Origin of the sequence: Serratia sp. CY32780 (assembly GCF_052169135.1) — a bacterium.
GTDB classification, from domain to species: Bacteria; Pseudomonadota; Gammaproteobacteria; order Enterobacterales; family Enterobacteriaceae; genus Serratia; species Serratia sarumanii.
On the sequence record NZ_JBJNLI010000002.1, the window covers coordinates 112,846 to 129,716 of the forward strand.

Consider the following 16,871-nt stretch of genomic DNA (forward strand, 5'->3'; position numbering starts at 1 on the left):
CCTTACCTCTTCACAAACGCCTGAGCCTTGGTCAGGCGCGTTTCATAATCAATTCGCAGCAACAGCACGATGGCCGTCGACATAATCAGCAAACTTGAACCGCCGTAACTGATCAGCGGCAGCGTCAGACCTTTGGTCGGCAGCATGCCCGCCGCGGCGCCGACGTTAACCAGCGCCTGGAAGCTGAACCATACGCCGATCGCGCAGGCCAGGAAGCCGGAGAAGCGTTGGTCGATCTCCAGCGCGCGGCGCCCGATGGACATCGCGCGAAAAGCGACGAAGAATACCATTAACAGGGCTAAAACCACACCGATATAGCCCAGTTCTTCACCCAAAATGGAGAAGATGAAGTCGGTGTGCGCTTCCGGCAAATACTCGAGTTTCTGCACCGAGTTGCCGAGCCCCTGCCCCCAGAACTCGCCGCGGCCAAACGCCATCAGCGACTGGGTCAGCTGGTAGCCGCTGCCGAACGGATCGGCCCACGGGTTCCAGAACGAGGTCACGCGGCGCATACGGTACGGTTCCGCGATGATCAGCAGCACCACGGCGAACACGCCGGAGCCGATGATCGCCAGGAACTGCCACATTTTCGCGCCGGCCAGGAACAGCATCGCCAGCGTGGTGATGAACAGCACCACCACGGTACCGAGGTCCGGCTGCGCCAGCAGCAGCACCGCCAGCACCACCATCACGCCCATCGGCTTGCAGAAGCCCCAGAAGTTGCTGCGCACCTCTTCCACCTTGCGCACCAGATAGCTCGCCAGGTAGCAGAACAGCGACAGCTTGGACAGCTCCGCCGGCTGAATACGCAGCGGGCCGAGCGCGATCCAGCGCGAGGCCCCGTTTACCGAGCTCCCCACCACCAGCACGATCAGCAGCATCACTATCGACATCAGCAGCATCACGTTGCTGTAACGCTGCCAAACTTCCATCGGGATACGCAGCGTCACCAGCGACAGACCGAACGCCAGGCCGAGGTACAGCGCGTCACGTTTGGCGAACAGGAACGGATCGTCCGCCAGGCGTTGGCCGATCGGCATCGACGCCGAGGTCACCATCACGAAGCCGATGATCGCCAACCCGAAGGTCAGCCACAGCAGGGTGCGATCGTACAGCACCATGTTGACCGCATCGTTGTCGCGCGCGCCGGTCACCCAGTCTTTCATCCGTTCTGTCAGCCCGAAGTTCGGCAAGCGTAGTTTCATCCGCCAAGCTCCTGCGCCAGGCGGGCGAACTCATCGCCGCGCACTTCAAAATTACGGAACTGATCGAGACTGGCGCAGGCCGGCGACAGCAATACCATGTCGCCGGGCTGTACGCGGCCGGCGATGGTGCGCATCGCCTGCTCCATGGTCTCGGTCAGCGTCGCCACCTCCGGCCGCAGCTGTGCCAGCTGGGCGCCATCGCGGCCAAAGCAGTACAGACGCACGTTGTCGCCCTGCAGATAGCGCGCCAGCGGCGAGAAATCGGCGGACTTGCCGTCGCCGCCCAGCAGCAGATGCAGCGTGCCGTCTACCTGCAGGCCGTTCAGCGCCGCTTCGGTGCTGCCGACGTTGGTGGCTTTGGAATCGTTGATCCAACGCACGCCGTTGTTCTCCCAAGCCAGCTGGAAGCGGTGCGCCAGGCCGGTGAAGGTGGTCAGCGCCTTCAGGCTGGACGCGCGCGGAATATTGACCGCATCCGCCAACGCCAGCGCCGCCAGGGCGTTGGTGTAATTGTGGCGGCCGGTCAGTTTCATCTCGCGCGTATTCAGCACTTTCTCACCGCGCACCCGCAGCCAGGTTTCCCCCTGCTGACGGTTCAGGTGATAGTCGCCCACGTCGGCGCCGAAGCTGACGCAGCGCTCGTCGGCGCCGCGCACCGGCATGGTCAGCGCATCGTCGGCGTTCACCACGCACACCGCGGCGTTTTCATACACGCGCAGCTTGGCGCCGCGATACTGCTGCAGGCCGAACGGATAGCGATCCATATGATCTTCGGTCACGTTCAGGATGGTCGCCGCCGCCGCCCGCAGGCTATACGTCGTTTCCAGCTGGAAGCTGGACAACTCCAGCACGTAAAGCTGGCATTCCTGGCGCAGCAGGCTCAGCGCCGGCAGGCCGATATTGCCGCCCACGCCCACCGCCCAACCGGCGGCTTTCGCCATCTCGCCCACCAGGGTGGTGACGGTGCTTTTACCGTTAGAGCCGGTGATCGCCACGATCGGCGCCTGCGCTTCACGGCAGAACAGTTCGACGTCACCGACGATTTCCACGCCGGCGTCCGCCGCGGCGCTCAATGCCGGGGTCGCCAGCGCGACGCCCGGACTGGCGACGATCAGATCCGCCGCCAGCAGCCAGTCCTGATTCAGATCGCCCAGATGGCGCTCCACGCTTTCAGGCAGTTTGTCCAACCCTGGCGGCGCGATACGGGTATCCATCACGCGCGGCGTCACGCCGCGCGCCATGAAGAAATCGACACAGGACAGGCCGGTGAGGCCCAACCCGATGATGACGACTTTTCTACCCTGATAGTCTGCCATGATTAACGCACCTTCAGCGTTGCCAGGCCAATCAGCACCAGCATCAGTGAAATGATCCAGAAGCGCACGATAACGCGCGGCTCCGGCCAGCCTTTCAATTCATAGTGGTGGTGAATCGGCGCCATGCGGAAAATGCGTTGCCCGCGCAGCTTGAACGATCCCACCTGCAGGATCACCGACAGCGTCTCCACCACGAACACGCCGCCCATGATCACCAGCAAGAACTCCTGACGCAGCAGCACCGCGATGGTGCCCAGCGCGCCGCCCAGCGCCAACGAACCGACGTCGCCCATAAACACCTGGGCCGGGTAAGTGTTGAACCACAGGAACCCGAGGCCGGCGCCGACGATGGCGGTACACACGATCACCAGCTCACCGGCATGACGCAGATACGGAATATGCAGGTAGTTGGCGAAGTTCATGTTACCGGTCGCCCAGGCCACCAGCGCGAAGCCGGCCGCCACGAATACCGTCGGCATGATCGCCAGGCCGTCCAGGCCATCGGTCAGGTTGACCGCGTTGCTGGTGCCGACGATGACGAAATAGGCCAGCAGGATATACAGCAGGCCCAGCTGCGGCATCACGTCCTTAAAGAACGGCACAACCAGCTCGGTGGCTGGCGTGTCTTTTCCTACGGCGTACATGGCGAATGCGACAATCAGCGCAATCACCGACTGCCAGAAATACTTCCAGCGGGCGATCAGCCCTTTGGTGTCCTTACGCACCACCTTGCGGTAGTCGTCGACGAAACCGACGATGCCGTACCCCACCAGCACGAACAGCACGCACCAGACATACGGGTTGGACGGGTAAGCCCACATCAGCACCGAAATGGTGATGGAGGTCAGGATCATGATGCCGCCCATGGTCGGCGTGCCGCGCTTGCTGAAGTGCGACTCGGGGCCGTCGTTACGCACCACCTGGCCGAAGGACATTTCTTGCAGGCGCTTGATCACCCGCGGGCCCATCCACAGCGACAGGAACAGCGCGGTCAGCAGGCTGACAATGGCTCGGAACGTCAGATAAGAAAAGACGTTGAAGCCTGAGTAATACTTGACCAAATGCTCGGCCAGCCAAACTAACATGGTGCTTTCTCCTGTAACGCGCGTACTACCTGCTCCATTGCGGCACTACGTGAACCTTTGATTAACACGGTAATGACCGCATGTTCCGACAGTAATTCCGCCACGCGCGCGATCACTGCAGTCTTGTCCTGATAATGTTCGCCGTTGCCGGAGGCTTCGCTCAGCACGCGGCTCAAACCGCCGACGCTGATCACTTTGTCGACCCCGGCCAGACGGGCGGCTTCGCCCACCTGACGGTGACACTCTTCCGCTTCCGCACCCAGCTCGGCCATATCGCCGACCACCATCACGCGGTAGCCCGGCATCTCTGCCAGCACCTGCGCCGCCGCGGTCATCGACCCGACGTTGGCGTTATAGCTGTCGTCCAGCAGCAGCTTGCCTTCGGCCAGCGCCACCGGGAACAGGCGCCCCGGCACCGCCTGCAGCTGTTTCAGCCCCTGACGCACCGCTTCGAGGGTGGCGCCCACCGACATCGCCAGCGCCGTCGCCGCCAGCGCATTGGCCACGTTGTGGCGCCCCGGCAGCGGCAGCGCGATCTCGGCGGTGCCGAACGGGCTGTGCAGCGTGAACTGCGTGCCCGCGCCGTTTACCCGCACGTCGTCCGCGAAGAAGTCCACGCCTGCGGCGGCCTGCGGCGAGAAGCGCCAGACGGTTTTGCCGCCCAGCATGCTCTGCCAGTGCGGCCAGTCGTTGTTATCGGCGTTGATGATCGCCACGCCGTCGGCCGGCAGGCCGGTAAAGATTTCACCTTTCGCCTGGGCGACGCCGGCCAGCGAGCCAAAGCCTTCCAGGTGAGCCGCCGCCAGGTTGTTCACCAAAGCGGTCTGCGGCCGCGTCAATGCGGTGGTGTAAGCGATTTCGCCAATATGGTTAGCGCCCAGCTCAATCACGGCAAAATCATGTTGCGGTTCCAGACGCAGCAACGTCAGCGGCACGCCGATGTCGTTATTGAAGTTGCCGGCGGTATATAGCACTTCGCCGCATTCGCGCAGAATGGCGGCGGTCATTTCTTTCACCGAGGTCTTGCCCGAGGAACCGGTCAGCGCCACCACGCGCGCCGGCACCTGCTGACGCACCCAGGCGCCAAGCTGCCCCAGCGCCAGACGGGTGTCTTGCACTACCAGCTGCGGCACGTCCACCAATAAGCGCTTACTGACCAGCAGCGCCCCGGCGCCTGCGGCTACGGCATCCGCCGCGAAGTCGTGGGCGTCGAAACGCTCGCCTTTCAGCGCCACAAACAGGCAACCGGCGGTCACCTTGCGGGTGTCTGTCGTCACCTCGACAATTTGGCAATCGGCGCCAATCAGCTCAGCGCTCAATACCTCAGCCAGTGTCTGAAGAGAGACAGGGATCATGCCAGCACCCCCAGCAGTCGGGCGACCGTCGTGCGGTCGGAGTAATCCAGGCGGCGGTTGCCTACCAATTGGTAATCTTCGTGGCCTTTGCCCGCCACCAACACCACATCCTGTTCCTGCGCCTGCATGATGGCGCTGGTTACCGCTTCGGCGCGGCCGTGGATCACCAGCGCCTGCCCGGCGTCCAGCAATCCGGTCAGGATATCGTTGATAATCGCGCGCGGCTCTTCGGTACGCGGGTTGTCATCGGTGATCACCACGCGATCGGCGAACTGTTCGGCGATGCCGCCCATCAGCGGGCGCTTGCCCTTGTCGCGATCGCCGCCGCAGCCGAACACGCACCACAGCTGCCCCTGGCAGTGCAGGCGTGCGGCTTCCAGCGCTTTCTCCAGCGCATCCGGCGTGTGGGCGTAATCCACCACTACCGTCGGTTTGCCCGGCGCGTTAAACACTTCCATGCGGCCGCAGACCGGCTGCAGGCGGCTGCCGGTTTCCACCAGCGCCTCCAGCGGATAGCCCAGCGACAGCAGCGTCGCCAAGGCCAACAGCAGGTTGCTGACGTTGAACGCGCCCATCAGGCGGCTTTCGATCTCGCCGTCGCCCCAGCTGGAGCTGAAGCGAACCGTGGCGCCGTTGTCGTGATAGTCGATCGCCGTGGTTTTCAGCCAGCGGCCGTGGCAGCCCGGCTGCAGGTTGCCCTGCATCGTCACCGCCACCGCATCCGGCAGCTTGCTCAGCCAGCGCTGACCGACTTCATCGTCGGCGTTGATGATCGCCTGCCCCACGCTGTGGGCGGCGAACAGCGACCATTTGGCCGCCTCGTAATTGGCCATATCACCGTGGTAATCCAGGTGATCGCGGCTCAGGTTGGTGAAGACCGCCGCGGCGAACGGCAGCGCCGCCACCCGGTGTTGCACCAGACCGTGGGAAGAAACTTCCATGGCGGCGAAGGTCGCGCCTTGTTCCGCCAGCTCGTTTAATACGTGTTGAACATCCACCGCAGAACCGGTGGTATTCTCGGTCGGGCACACCTGGCCCAGCAGGCCGTTGCCGACGGTGCCCATCACCGCGCTGGTTTCGCCCAGCAGTTGGCTCCACTGCGCCAGCAGCTGCGTAGTGGTGGTTTTGCCGTTGGTGCCGGTCACGCCGACCAAACGCAGACGCTCGCCCGGCTGGTGGTAAAAACGCCCGGCCAGCGCGGAAAGGCGCTGGTTCAGTTGGCTCAGGTAGATCACCGGCACGCCGTGCATTTCAACGATGGCGCCGTCTTCGGCCTGACCGTCAGCTTCGGCGATCACGGCGGCGACGCCCTGCGCGATGGCCTGCGGAATATAGCGGCGTCCATCCGTTTGATGGCCGACAACGGCGACAAACAGATCCCCGGCAGCCGCCACACGGCTGTCTAATGTCATTTCCCGCAGCGCGCGCCCGGGTGCCGTCGGCACCCACGGGGCGAGTAAGTCGCGCAAATTACGATCTGCCACCTGAACCCTCTTTCTTGTTAATCACTAATTCGCTTTTGTCACCGGTAGGCAACGCGTCAGGCTCGACGTTCATGGTGCGCAATACGCCGCCCATGATGGCGCCGAACACCGGCGCGGAGATTGCGCCACCATAGTATTTCCCACCCTGCGGGTCATTGATGACGACCACCAGGGCAAAACGGGGGTTACTTGCCGGCGCGACGCCGGCGGTATAAGCGATGTATCGGTTGACGTATTTGCCGTCCGGGCCCACTTTTTTCGCGGTACCGGTTTTGATGGCGATACGGTATCCCTTGATGGCGGCTTTCACGCCGCCGCCGCCCGGCAGGGCCACGCTTTCCATCATGTGCACCACGGTGCGCACCAGAGGTTCAGGGAAAACGCGCTCGCCGGCGACCGGAGGGTCAACCTTGGTGATCGACAATGGGCGATACACGCCCAGGCTGCCGATCGTTGCATAGACTCGCGCCAACTGTAACGGAGTTACCATCAGCCCGTAGCCGAAAGAGAAGGTGGCCCTCTCTATGTCAGACCACCGTTGTTTTTTTGGGTATATGCCACTGCTTTCTCCGACCAGCCCCAAATTGGTCGCTTTTCCCAGCCCAAAACGAGAGTAAGTATCTACTAACGCTGAGGACGGCATCGCTAACGCCAGCTTTGAAACACCGACGTTACTCGACTTCTGCAAGATCCCGGTCAATGACAGCTCCGAGTACCGCGCCACGTCTTTGATCTCGTGGCCCTGAATGCGGTACGGGATGGTGTTCAGCACGCTGTTTTCTCTCACCACGCCGTTTTGCAGCGCGGTCATCACCACCATCGGCTTCACGGTTGAACCGGGTTCAAAAATATCGGTGATAGCGCGGTTACGCATGGTCTCTTTCGGCGTACCGGCCATGTTGTTCGGGTTGTAAGACGGGCTGTTGGCCATCGCCAGCACTTCGCCGGTGTTCACGTCGATCAGCACCGCAGTGCCCGACTCGGCCTTGTTGAACGCCACCGCGTTGTTCAGCTCGCGATACACCAGCGCCTGCAGGCGTTCATCGACGCTCAGCACCAGGTTGTGCGCCGCCTGGCTGTCGACGGAGGAAATATCTTCGATCACCCGGCCGAAGCGGTCCTTACGCACCGTTCTCTCGCCCGGTTGCCCGGTCAGCCAGCGGTCGAAGCTCTTCTCGACGCCTTCAATGCCTTGTCCGTCGATGTTGGTCACGCCGATGATGTGCGACGTCACCTGTCCCGCCGGGTAGTACCGGCGCGACTCCTGCCGCAGGTAGATCCCCGGCAGCTTGAGCTTGTGGATGTAGTCGCCGATCGCCGGGTTCACCTGGCGCGCCAGATAAACGAAGCGCCCTTTCGGGTTGGCGTTGATGCGGTTGGAGAGTTGGTCCAGCGGGATGTTCAGCGCATCAGAAAGCGCTTTCCAACGGCTGTCCAGCGTGATACCGCCGCGCTCGTTCAGCTCTTTCGGATCCGCCCACACCGCATTGACCGGCACGCTGACCGCCAACGGACGGCCGGCGCGATCGCTGATCATGCCGCGCGCGGTCGGCACTTCCTGCACGCGCAGCGAACGCATGTCGCCTTCTTTCACCAGACGATCGGGGTTGATGACCTGCAGGTACGCGACGCGCAGCATCAGGCCAACCATCGCCAGCAAAATGCAGCCGCACAGCAACGCAAAACGCCAGCTGACAAAGCTGGCCTGATCTTCCTGGCGTCTCAACTTACCGGGGCGCGCTGCTTTCATGCGTTTCCTTTCTACTCCGTGTCATTATTCCGGTTAAACCATTCATTGTTTAACGATGATATTTTCCTGCGATGGATCAACGTGTTGCATCTGCAGTTTTTCTGTCGCGATACGTTCAACCCGGCTGTGATCGCCGAGGGCGTTCTCTTCTAAAATCAGGTTGCGCCACTCGATATCCAGCGCATCGCGCTCCAGAACCAGCTGTTCGCGCTCGGCGGTCAGCAGGCGGGTGCGGTGCGCGGTGGTCACCACGAAAATCGCGGAGACCAGTGACGCAATCAGTAAAATCATGGGGATCTTGGCGTTGCGCAGCAGGTCGCCGCCAATAACCCCGACCAAACCGTGGCGTTCGTTGCCGATCACGCGGGCATCCTCTCAGCAATACGCAGCACCGAGCTGCGCGCACGCGGGTTGTCCGCCACTTCCGCTTCCGAAGGCATCATTTTGCCCAGCGCTTTCAGCGTTCGCCCGCCCATGCTGCGCAGTTGCTCTTCGGTCAACGGAATGCCCGCCGGCACCTGGGCGCCGCGGCTATGGTGACGCATAAAGCGTTTGACGATGCGGTCTTCCAGCGAGTGGAAGCTGATGATCGACAAACGGCCCTGTGGGGCCAGCACTTCCAGCGCGCCGTCGAGCGCACGCTCGATCTCTTCCAGCTCGCTGTTGATATAGATACGAATCGCCTGGAAGCTGCGCGTCGCCGGATGCTTGTGCTTTTCACGGAACGGACTGGCATCGGCAATCAGATCCGCCAACTCTTTGGTGCGCGTCATCGGCTCCACGCGGTTTCTTTCCACGATGGCGCGTGCGATGCGCTTGGCGAAACGCTCTTCGCCAAAGGTTTTCAGCACCCAAGCGATGTCGTCCGCTTCGGCCTTCATCAGCCACTCTGCGGCGGACAGGCCGGTGGACGGATCCATGCGCATGTCCAGCGGACCGTCGCGCATAAAGGAGAATCCGCGCTCTGCGTCGTCAAGCTGCGGCGAAGAAACGCCCAGATCGAGCAGAACGCCGTCGATCTTGCCCACCAATTCACGTTCCCGCACGTAGTGCGACAACTCGGAGAATGGGCCGTGTACGATGGTAAAACGAGGATCTTCAATAGATTTGGCGGCTGCAATCGCCTGAGGGTCACGGTCAATCGCCAGCAAGCGCCCTTCCGGCCCCAGCTGGGACAGAATCAGACGAGAATGGCCACCGCGACCAAAAGTACCGTCGATATATATGCCGTTGCTGCGGATGTTGAGGCCGTTGACGGCTTCGTCCAGCAGGACGGTGGTGTGTTTATAGTTTTCCAACATGCTTATAGCGACAAGTCCTGTAGCCGCTCAGACAACGGTTCCTGAGTCGACTGTTCAGCGTCAATATCATCCTTGACTTGTTGATACCAGGTCTGTTCATCCCACAGTTCAAACTTGTTGAACTGACCGACCAGCATCACTTCTTTCGTGAGCCCGGCGTGTTGCCGCAGCGTATTGGCTAACAGCAAACGACCGGCACTATCCATCTGACACTCACTGGCATGCCCCAGCAGCAGGCGCTGAACGCGGCGCTCGGCGGGATTCATGCTCGACAGACGTGATAATTTTTGTTCAATAATTTCCCATTCGGGCAAAGGATAAAGCAGCAGGCAGGGCTGATGGAGGTCAATGGTACAGACCATTTGGCCTTGCGATTCCTCGTTGAGCAATTCCCGATATCGGGTAGGTACGGCAAGCCGCCCTTTGCTGTCGAGGTTGACCATCGTCGCTCCACGGAACATTCCTGAGCTACCCCTTAGTGACCGTTTTCACCACTTTACCCCACAAATTCCCACACAATGGAGTTTACGGAGGGTATGAAAACCTTGTCAAGCCAGAGCGCCAGCGCTTTGGCAATATTTCTCTGGTCATTTTGGGAGCTGACTCGCGAAAGAAACTCTGATTATTCGACGATTAAAAATTAACACCATGATAAACGGAGAGAATTTTCTAAGCGGAAAGAATCTGATTAAAAACCTGACGAACTGGCGATTAATTAACTCATTACTTCCTTCTGCAAGCCATGTCTCATTTTTCAGCTCGGCAATCTCAGTGCGGTAACCGCTGGCGAGCCGCGCCCGCCAAGGCTCGGCGTTGGGCGAACCGATCGCGGAATAAGGCCATAACTCCTTGAGTTAATAACGCTCAATCGTTATTCACCGTAAAACCGGGCGCTATTTTACTTCAATTTGCACGGCCGTGATGCGGCCGCGATAAAAATAAATGGTTCGGATATTACGAGCAGAAGTAATTTCGATTTAAATCAATTTGGTAAGATTATTCCCAAAATACCTGTTTACAATTATGGTTTCATTTTCTTACACCTTTATTTCCACAATTTTTGCCGGAAAAAATCCCCATTCGACGCCCAAAATCGCAACCGTATGTTTTTAATGAATTTATTTTAAATTGCCGATTTTAATCTCTCTACCCTCTCCTATCGCCCGGTTCTGCGGGACAAAAACCGAACAAATGTTAAAAATAAAAATATAAATCTAGTTAAAAAACACAATGCAGATTAGTACACTATATAAAAAGCAAAAAAGCAGCTTTAACAGCCAACAATTAATAAATTAACAGAATTTTAACCAAATGGAGATAACACATGCTTTCGCCCGCCGCTCACTGGCGTAGCGCCGCTGCCGATACGTTCGCACTGGTGGTGTACTGCTTTATCGCCGGCATGGCGATAGAAGTGTTGATCTCCGGCATGAGCTTCCAGCAATCCCTCTCTTCGCGCCTGCTGTCGATCCCGGTCAACATCCTGATCGCCTGGCCTTACGGTCGCTATCGCGATCTGTTTATCCGCACGGCGCGCCGCTGTCCACGCGGCCAGTTCGTGCTGCGCAACCTCGCCGACCTGCTGGCCTACGTCAGCTTCCAATCGCCGGTTTATGCCGCCATTCTGTGGAGCGTAGGCGCCGACGGTCAACAAATGCTGGCGGCGGTCACCAGCAATGCGCTGGTCTCCATGGCGATGGGCGTGGTGTATGGCTATTTCCTGGAATATTGCCGGCGGCTGTTCCGGGTGGTGGGCTACGTCTAAACCAGGAGCCCGACATAGCGGGCTCCTGTAGAGCGGACTATTTGCGGCTCAGGCTGCCGCGGCGGAACAGATTGCGGCGGATACGCGTCAACCCCGGTTTGGGTTTACGCGGTTCGTCCAGGCTGGCCAACACCAGCTCCAGCACGCGTTCGGCTACGTCACGATGGCGCTGCGCCACCGCGAGCACCGGGCACTCGAGGAAATCCAACAGTTCATGGTCGCCGAAGGTGGCAATCGCCAGATCGGTCGGCAAACGGCCACGTTGCTTCAGCGTCACGTCCATCACGCCCTGCAACAGCGAGAATGAGGTGGTGAACAGCGCCTGCGGCATCGGGTGCGTTTTCAGCCATTCGGCAAACAGCGCGCCGGCGGCTTCACGTTCATAGCTGTTGGCGTACAGATAATCGACGTGGCGGGGATCTTCTTGCCAGGCCTGACGGAAGCCCTGCTCACGCAGGAAGCTCACCGAAAGCTCCGGCAAGGCGCCCAGATACAGCACCGATTCAGCCGGGAAGGTGCGCAGCTCCTGCGCCAGCGCAAAGGCGTCTTCCTGATCGGCCCCGACGACGCTGATGAAATGCTCGCGATCCAGCGCGCGGTCCAGCGCGATGATCGGCAGCGGATCGTTGGCCCAGCGTTGATAGAAAGGATGCTCCGGCGGCAAGGCGGTGGAGACGATGATGGCGTCCACCTGGCGCTGCAGCAGGTGCTCGATACAGCGCATTTCGTTGTCCGGCTGATCTTCGGAACAGGCGATCAGCAATTGGTAACCACGCTGGCGCGCCTGGCGTTCCAGGTAGTTGGCGATGCGGGTATAGCTGGTATTTTCCAGATCCGGGATCACCAGACCGATAGAACGGGTACGCCCGGCGCGCAGCCCCGCCGCGACGGCATTCGGGTGATAGTTATGCTCCCTGACCACGGCCATCACTTTCTCGACGGTTTTATCGCTGACACGATACTGCTTCGCCTTGCCGTTGATGACGTAACTGGCCGTCGTGCGCGAAACGCCCGCGAGACGCGCGATTTCATCCAGTTTCACATTAACCCCTTAATGACGCTGAAAATAGAAGTGAAGGCTGTGCTCGGATTAACCATGACATCCCGTACGGTTATTCAATCCAGCCTCTGCGATCTAACAGCAGAAAACACTGCCTAGCAACCGCTTTTGCCGAAAGGTGCCAGCAATCGGGCAAAAAATACCGAAAAACAAAGGGCGCAGCCACGCCGCGCCCCCGATTATTCGCCGCCAGACCGCGCTCAGCGCATGATTTTGTCGCCGCGCGACACGCCAACCACGCCGGAACGGGCCACTTCCACGATCTCCGCCACTTCACGCACTGCGCTCAGGAAGGCGTCGAGCTTGTCGCTGGTGCCGGCCAGCTGTACCGTGTACAGCGTCGCCGTCACATCGACGATCTGGCCGCGGAAAATGTCGGCGCAGCGCTTCACCTCTTCACGGCCGTAGCCGCTGGCCTGCAGCTTCACCAGCATGATCTCGCGCTCGACGTGAGCGCCCTGCACCAGCTCGCTGACGCGCAGCACATCCACCAGCTTGTGCAGCTGTTTCTCAATCTGCTCCAGCACTTTCTCGTCGCCGACGGTCTGGATAGTCATGCGCGACAGCGTCGGATCGTCGGTCGGTGCCACCGTCAGGCTCTCGATGTTATAACCGCGCTGGGAAAACAGCCCGACCACGCGCGACAAAGCGCCGGATTCGTTTTCCAGCAAGACAGATAAAATACGGCGCATGATCAGGTCCTCTCCGTTTTGCTAAGCCACATTTCGTCCATGCTTCCACCGCGGATCTGCATCGGGTAAACATGTTCGGTTTCATCGACGGTCACGTCGACGAACACCAGCCGCTCTTTTTCCGCCAGCGCCTGCGCCAGCTTGCTTTCCAGCTCATCCGGCGTGCGGATGGCGATACCGACATGGCCGTAAGCCTCGGCCAACTTGACGAAGTCCGGCAGAGAATCCATGTAGGACTGCGAGTGACGGCCGGAATAAATCATGTCCTGCCACTGCTTCACCATGCCCAGATAGCGGTTGTTGAGGTTCACCACCACCACCGGCAGGTTATATTGCAGCGCGGTGGACAGCTCCTGAATGTTCATCTGAATGCTGCCATCGCCGGTCACGCACACCACGGTTTCCTCAGGCAGCGCCAGCTTGACGCCCAATGCCGCCGGCAAACCGAAGCCCATGGTGCCGAGGCCGCCGGAGTTGATCCAGCGGCGCGGTTTGTCGAATGGATAATAGAGCGCGGCGAACATCTGGTGCTGGCCCACGTCCGAGGTGACATAGGCGTCGCCTTTGGTCAGTCGATGCAGGGTTTCGATCACCGCCTGCGGCTTGATGGTGCCGCTGTGCTTGTCGTAACCCAGGCAGTCGCGGGCACGCCACTGCTCGATAGACTGCCACCAATCGCGCAGCGCGTCGTGATCCTGCGCTTTCTCGTCCTGCGCCAGCAGCTCCAGCATCTGAACCAACACCTGCCTGGCATCGCCGACGATCGGAATATCGGCGTCCACCGTTTTGGAGATCGAAGTCGGATCGATATCGATGTGCAGCACGGTGGCGTCCGGGCAGTATTTAGCGAGGTTATTGGTGGTGCGATCGTCGAAGCGCACACCGACGGCGAAGATCACGTCGGCATGGTGCATGGTTTTGTTGGCTTCATAGGTGCCGTGCATGCCGAGCATGCCGACGCTCTGGCGATGGGTGCCGGGGAAAGCGCCCAATCCCATCAGGCTGCTGGTCACCGGCAGGTTCAGCTGCTCCGCCAACGCCAACAGTTCGGCCTCGCAACCGGCGTTGATCGCGCCGCCGCCGACGTACATCACCGGCTTTTTGGCCGCCAGAATGGTTTGTAACGCGCGTTTGATCTGCCCGCGGTGGCCCTGCACCGTCGGGTTATAAGAACGCATGCTCACGTCCTGCGGGTAGGCATAAGGCATCCGCACCGCCGGGCCGACGATATCTTTCGGCAGATCGATCACCACCGGGCCGGGGCGGCCGCTGGAAGCCAGGTAGAACGCCTTCTTCAACACCGCCGGGATGTCTTCGGTGCGTTTTACCAGGAAGCTGTGCTTCACCACCGGGCGAGAAATCCCCACCATATCGCACTCCTGGAAGGCGTCGTAGCCGATCAGCGAGCTGGGCACCTGCCCCGACAGCACCACCATCGGGATCGAGTCCATATAGGCGGTAGCGATGCCGGTAATGGCGTTGGTGGCGCCGGGGCCGGAGGTCACCAGCACCACGCCCACTTCACCGGTGGCGCGCGCGTAGCCGTCGGCCATGTGCACCGCCCCCTGCTCGTGGCGCACCAGAATATGATCGATCCCTCCTACCGTATGCAGGGCGTCGTAGATATCGAGCACCGCCCCGCCGGGGTAGCCGAATACATGCTTAACGCCCTGATCGATCAACGATCGGACGACCATCTCGGCTCCTGACAACATCTCCATGGGTTTGCCTCCAGGCTTGCTTATTCTTCTCTGGCGCCGGAACGTAGCGCCTGCTGCGGGGCAATGCCCCAAAGTTTTTATGGGTTGTCGCTATCGAATTAACATAACGTCAGAATATGGGGCAGGCAAACGGCAAAATGGCTTAACGGTAGCGGGGTTATTGCCAAGCGGCTGGAGATCGCGGCTTTATAAAAACAATGCGCTAGCCTCGAGGTTGTCAGGCTAGGCATTGTTTCGAACAGGGGGGAAATTACAGAACTAAATCAGGTGAAGGATATGCCGCTTTTTTGGCCGGGTGCATGGCCCGGCGGCAGCGTCAGGCCTGTTCCTGGTACATCGAGTCGATTTCACGCTGATAGCGCTGCAGGATCACTTTACGGCGCAGCTTCAGCGTTGGCGTCAACTCCCCCAGCTCCATCGAAAAGGCCGCCGGCAGCAGCGTGAACTTCTTCACCTGTTCGAAGCGCGCCAGCTCCTTTTGCATCTCGCGCAGGCGCTTTTCGAACATCTCGAGGATTTCGCCGTTGCGCAGCAGTTCCAGGCGATCTTGGTATTTCAGGTTCACTGACTTCGCGTACTCTTCCAACGACTCAAAGCACGGCACGATCAGCGCGGAAACGAATTTACGCGCATCGGCGATGATCGCCACCTGCTCGATAAAGCGATCCTGCGCCAGCGTGCCTTCCAGCATCTGCGGCGCGATATATTTGCCGCCGGAGGTTTTCATCAAATCCTTCAGGCGTTCGGTGATGAACAGGTTGCCCTCTTCATCGATCGCCCCGGCGTCGCCGGTTTTCAGCCAGCCGTCCTCGGTAAAGGTCGCGGCGGTTTCCAAAGGTTTGTTGAAATAGCCGCGCATCACGATCGGCCCGCGCACCTGGATTTCATTTTCCTCGCCAATGCGCACCTCGACCTCCGGCAGCGGTTTGCCGATGGAGCCGAAGCGGAAATGCCCCTCTTCCCAGCAGGAGACGGTCGCACAGGTTTCGGTCATGCCGTAACCGTACTTGATGTTGACGCCCATCGCCTGGAAAAACAGGATCACATTGTCGTCCAGCTTGGCGCCCGCCGCCGGCAAAAAGCGCACCCGGCCGCCGAGGATACCGCGCAGCTTGCTCAACACCAGCTTATCGGCCCAGCGGTGGGTGAAGTCGAACACTTTGCCCAACGGTTTGCCGGCACGCTCCTGCAGGAATTTGCGCTCGCCGCAGACGATCGCCCAGTGGAACAACGCACGGCGCAGCCAAGGGGCGCGCGCCACTTTTTCGTGCACCGCGCTGAAAATCTTCTCGTAGAAACGCGGCACCGCACACATCAGCGTCGGGCGGACCTGCCCCATCGCTTCCCGCACCCAGTCGGTGTTCGGCAGGAAAACGTTCTGCGCGCCGGAATGCATCACAAAGAAGCTCCAGGCCCGCTCAAAAACGTGCGACAGCGGCAGGAAGCTGAGCGACACATCTTCTTCGCCGACCGTCAGCCTTTCATCATGCAGGTAGAGCTGCGCCGCCAGGTTGCGGTAGTCCAGCATCACCCCTTTCGGCTCGCCGGTAGTGCCCGAGGTATAGATCAGGGTGAAGAGATCCTGCAGGTCGCACTCTTCAATACGCTGCTGGCGTTGAGCGGCAAAAGCCGCCGGATCGGCAGCGCGCTCGAAGGCGCTCAGATGCTGTGCGATCTCGCAGCCGCGCAGATCGGCCCCCTCGTCGAAGACAACAATATGGCGCAGCTGCGGGCAGACGCCGCGCAGCGCGATGGCGGCGTCAAGCTGCGCCTGCTCGCCGACGAACAGTATACGGATGTCGGCGTCGTTGGTGACGAACGCCGCCTGTGCCGGCGTGTTGGTGGAATAAAGCGGAACGCTGATGCCGCGCAGGTGAAGGATAGCGAGATCGGTCAACGCCCAGGCCATCGTGTTATTGGCGAAAATACCGATGCGTTCTTGTACTTCGACGCCCAGCCCCAGCAGCCCGGCGGCAATGCGGTCAATACGAGTGGCGGCCGCTCCCCAGGTCAGCTGCAACTCGCCGTTGGGCGACCATTGGCGAAAAGCTGTGCGATCGGCGCGGTGGATGATTTGATGCTGTATACGATGGATCAAATGGTATTGCAGCAGATTAGTGATCATAGTGCTCTAAGC

At 60.2% G+C, this 16,871-nt stretch carries 14 protein-coding genes; 1 reads left to right on the top strand and 13 read right to left on the bottom strand.

Going from position 1 to position 16,871, the window contains the following annotated elements; translation table 11 throughout:
- Positions 1-2: 2 nt before the first annotated feature.
- From ftsW to mraZ, 9 genes are read right to left on the bottom strand one after another with little or no spacing between them, the layout of a single operon-like run.
- Positions 3-1,205: a cell division protein FtsW gene (gene ftsW / locus ACJ8HH_RS14095; protein ID WP_004932776.1), complete on the bottom strand. Its 1,203-nt coding sequence runs from the start codon at positions 1,203-1,205 to the stop codon at positions 3-5.
- On the bottom strand, positions 1,202-2,521 hold the full coding sequence (gene murD / locus ACJ8HH_RS14100; protein WP_033641855.1) for a UDP-N-acetylmuramoyl-L-alanine--D-glutamate ligase: 1,320 nt from the start codon (positions 2,519-2,521) through the stop codon (positions 1,202-1,204). Before murD ends, ftsW begins: the two co-directional genes overlap by 4 nt.
- Positions 2,522-2,523: 2 nt before the next feature.
- Positions 2,524-3,606, bottom strand: a complete 1,083-nt coding sequence (gene mraY / locus ACJ8HH_RS14105) for a phospho-N-acetylmuramoyl-pentapeptide-transferase (RefSeq protein ID WP_004932782.1) — start codon at positions 3,604-3,606, stop codon at positions 2,524-2,526.
- Positions 3,600-4,961 carry a UDP-N-acetylmuramoyl-tripeptide--D-alanyl-D-alanine ligase gene (gene murF, locus ACJ8HH_RS14110; RefSeq protein WP_033649202.1) on the bottom strand — a complete coding sequence of 454 codons (1,362 nt, stop codon included), beginning with the start codon at positions 4,959-4,961 and terminating at the stop codon, positions 3,600-3,602. The genes mraY and murF overlap by 7 nt, the downstream gene beginning before the upstream one ends.
- Entirely contained in the window at positions 4,958-6,445 is a 1,488-nt protein-coding gene (gene murE / locus ACJ8HH_RS14115; protein ID WP_060451835.1) for a UDP-N-acetylmuramoyl-L-alanyl-D-glutamate--2,6-diaminopimelate ligase, read from the bottom strand. The genes murF and murE overlap by 4 nt, the downstream gene beginning before the upstream one ends.
- Complete coding sequence (locus tag ACJ8HH_RS14120) at positions 6,432-8,195, bottom strand: peptidoglycan glycosyltransferase FtsI (RefSeq protein WP_004932790.1); 1,764 nt, start codon at positions 8,193-8,195, stop codon at positions 6,432-6,434. The genes murE and ACJ8HH_RS14120 overlap by 14 nt, the downstream gene beginning before the upstream one ends.
- 42 nt (positions 8,196-8,237) lie before the next feature.
- Positions 8,238-8,558, bottom strand: a complete 321-nt coding sequence (gene ftsL / locus ACJ8HH_RS14125) for a cell division protein FtsL (protein WP_033651674.1) — start codon at positions 8,556-8,558, stop codon at positions 8,238-8,240.
- Positions 8,555-9,496 carry a 16S rRNA (cytosine(1402)-N(4))-methyltransferase RsmH gene (rsmH, locus tag ACJ8HH_RS14130; protein ID WP_049200285.1) on the bottom strand — a complete coding sequence of 314 codons (942 nt, stop codon included), beginning with the start codon at positions 9,494-9,496 and terminating at the stop codon, positions 8,555-8,557. The genes ftsL and rsmH overlap by 4 nt, the downstream gene beginning before the upstream one ends.
- Positions 9,497-9,498: 2 nt before the next feature.
- A complete protein-coding gene (gene mraZ, locus ACJ8HH_RS14135; RefSeq protein WP_025159638.1) occupies positions 9,499-9,957 on the bottom strand; it encodes a division/cell wall cluster transcriptional repressor MraZ in 459 nt (152 codons plus the stop codon).
- An 863-nt stretch (positions 9,958-10,820) separates the two neighbouring features.
- On the opposite strand from mraZ, the gene ACJ8HH_RS14140 reads away from it, so the two are divergent.
- On the top strand, positions 10,821-11,261 hold the full coding sequence (locus tag ACJ8HH_RS14140; protein ID WP_084826854.1) for an L-alanine exporter AlaE: 441 nt from the start codon (positions 10,821-10,823) through the stop codon (positions 11,259-11,261).
- A 37-nt stretch (positions 11,262-11,298) separates the two neighbouring features.
- Here ACJ8HH_RS14140 and cra read toward each other — a convergent pair whose 3' ends face one another.
- The 4 genes from cra to ACJ8HH_RS14160 all read right to left on the bottom strand — a co-directional run bounded on the left by cra (position 11,299) and on the right by ACJ8HH_RS14160 (position 16,859).
- A complete protein-coding gene (gene cra, locus ACJ8HH_RS14145; RefSeq protein ID WP_004932801.1) occupies positions 11,299-12,303 on the bottom strand; it encodes a catabolite repressor/activator in 1,005 nt (334 codons plus the stop codon).
- 218 nt (positions 12,304-12,521) lie between these two features.
- A complete protein-coding gene (gene ilvN / locus ACJ8HH_RS14150) occupies positions 12,522-13,013 on the bottom strand; it encodes an acetolactate synthase small subunit (RefSeq protein WP_004932806.1) in 492 nt (163 codons plus the stop codon).
- A 2-nt stretch (positions 13,014-13,015) separates the two neighbouring features.
- Entirely contained in the window at positions 13,016-14,734 is a 1,719-nt protein-coding gene (gene ilvI, locus ACJ8HH_RS14155; RefSeq protein ID WP_043148148.1) for an acetolactate synthase 3 large subunit, read from the bottom strand.
- A 316-nt stretch (positions 14,735-15,050) separates the two neighbouring features.
- Positions 15,051-16,859 carry an AMP-binding protein gene (locus ACJ8HH_RS14160; protein ID WP_197766265.1) on the bottom strand — a complete coding sequence of 603 codons (1,809 nt, stop codon included), beginning with the start codon at positions 16,857-16,859 and terminating at the stop codon, positions 15,051-15,053.
- Positions 16,860-16,871: the final 12 nt, after the last annotated feature.

What these genes read in the sequence shown, in the direction of transcription:
- ACJ8HH_RS14140 (WP_084826854.1), top strand. Translation starts at nt 10,821, where the DNA reads ATGCTTTCGCCCGCCGCTCACTGGCGTAGCGCCGCTGCCGATACGTTC.
- ACJ8HH_RS14120 (WP_004932790.1), bottom strand. Translation starts at nt 8,195, where the DNA reads ATGAAAGCAGCGCGCCCCGGTAAGTTGAGACGCCAGGAAGATCAGGCC.
- ftsW (WP_004932776.1), bottom strand. Translation starts at nt 1,205, where the DNA reads ATGAAACTACGCTTGCCGAACTTCGGGCTGACAGAACGGATGAAAGAC.
- mraZ (WP_025159638.1), bottom strand. Translation starts at nt 9,957, where the DNA reads ATGTTCCGTGGAGCGACGATGGTCAACCTCGACAGCAAAGGGCGGCTT.
- ilvN (WP_004932806.1), bottom strand. Translation starts at nt 13,013, where the DNA reads ATGCGCCGTATTTTATCTGTCTTGCTGGAAAACGAATCCGGCGCTTTG.
- ACJ8HH_RS14160 (WP_197766265.1), bottom strand. Translation starts at nt 16,859, where the DNA reads ATGATCACTAATCTGCTGCAATACCATTTGATCCATCGTATACAGCAT.
- murD (WP_033641855.1), bottom strand. Translation starts at nt 2,521, where the DNA reads ATGGCAGACTATCAGGGTAGAAAAGTCGTCATCATCGGGTTGGGCCTC.
- ilvI (WP_043148148.1), bottom strand. Translation starts at nt 14,734, where the DNA reads ATGGAGATGTTGTCAGGAGCCGAGATGGTCGTCCGATCGTTGATCGAT.
- murF (WP_033649202.1), bottom strand. Translation starts at nt 4,961, where the DNA reads ATGATCCCTGTCTCTCTTCAGACACTGGCTGAGGTATTGAGCGCTGAG.
- mraY (WP_004932782.1), bottom strand. Translation starts at nt 3,606, where the DNA reads ATGTTAGTTTGGCTGGCCGAGCATTTGGTCAAGTATTACTCAGGCTTC.
- rsmH (WP_049200285.1), bottom strand. Translation starts at nt 9,496, where the DNA reads ATGTTGGAAAACTATAAACACACCACCGTCCTGCTGGACGAAGCCGTC.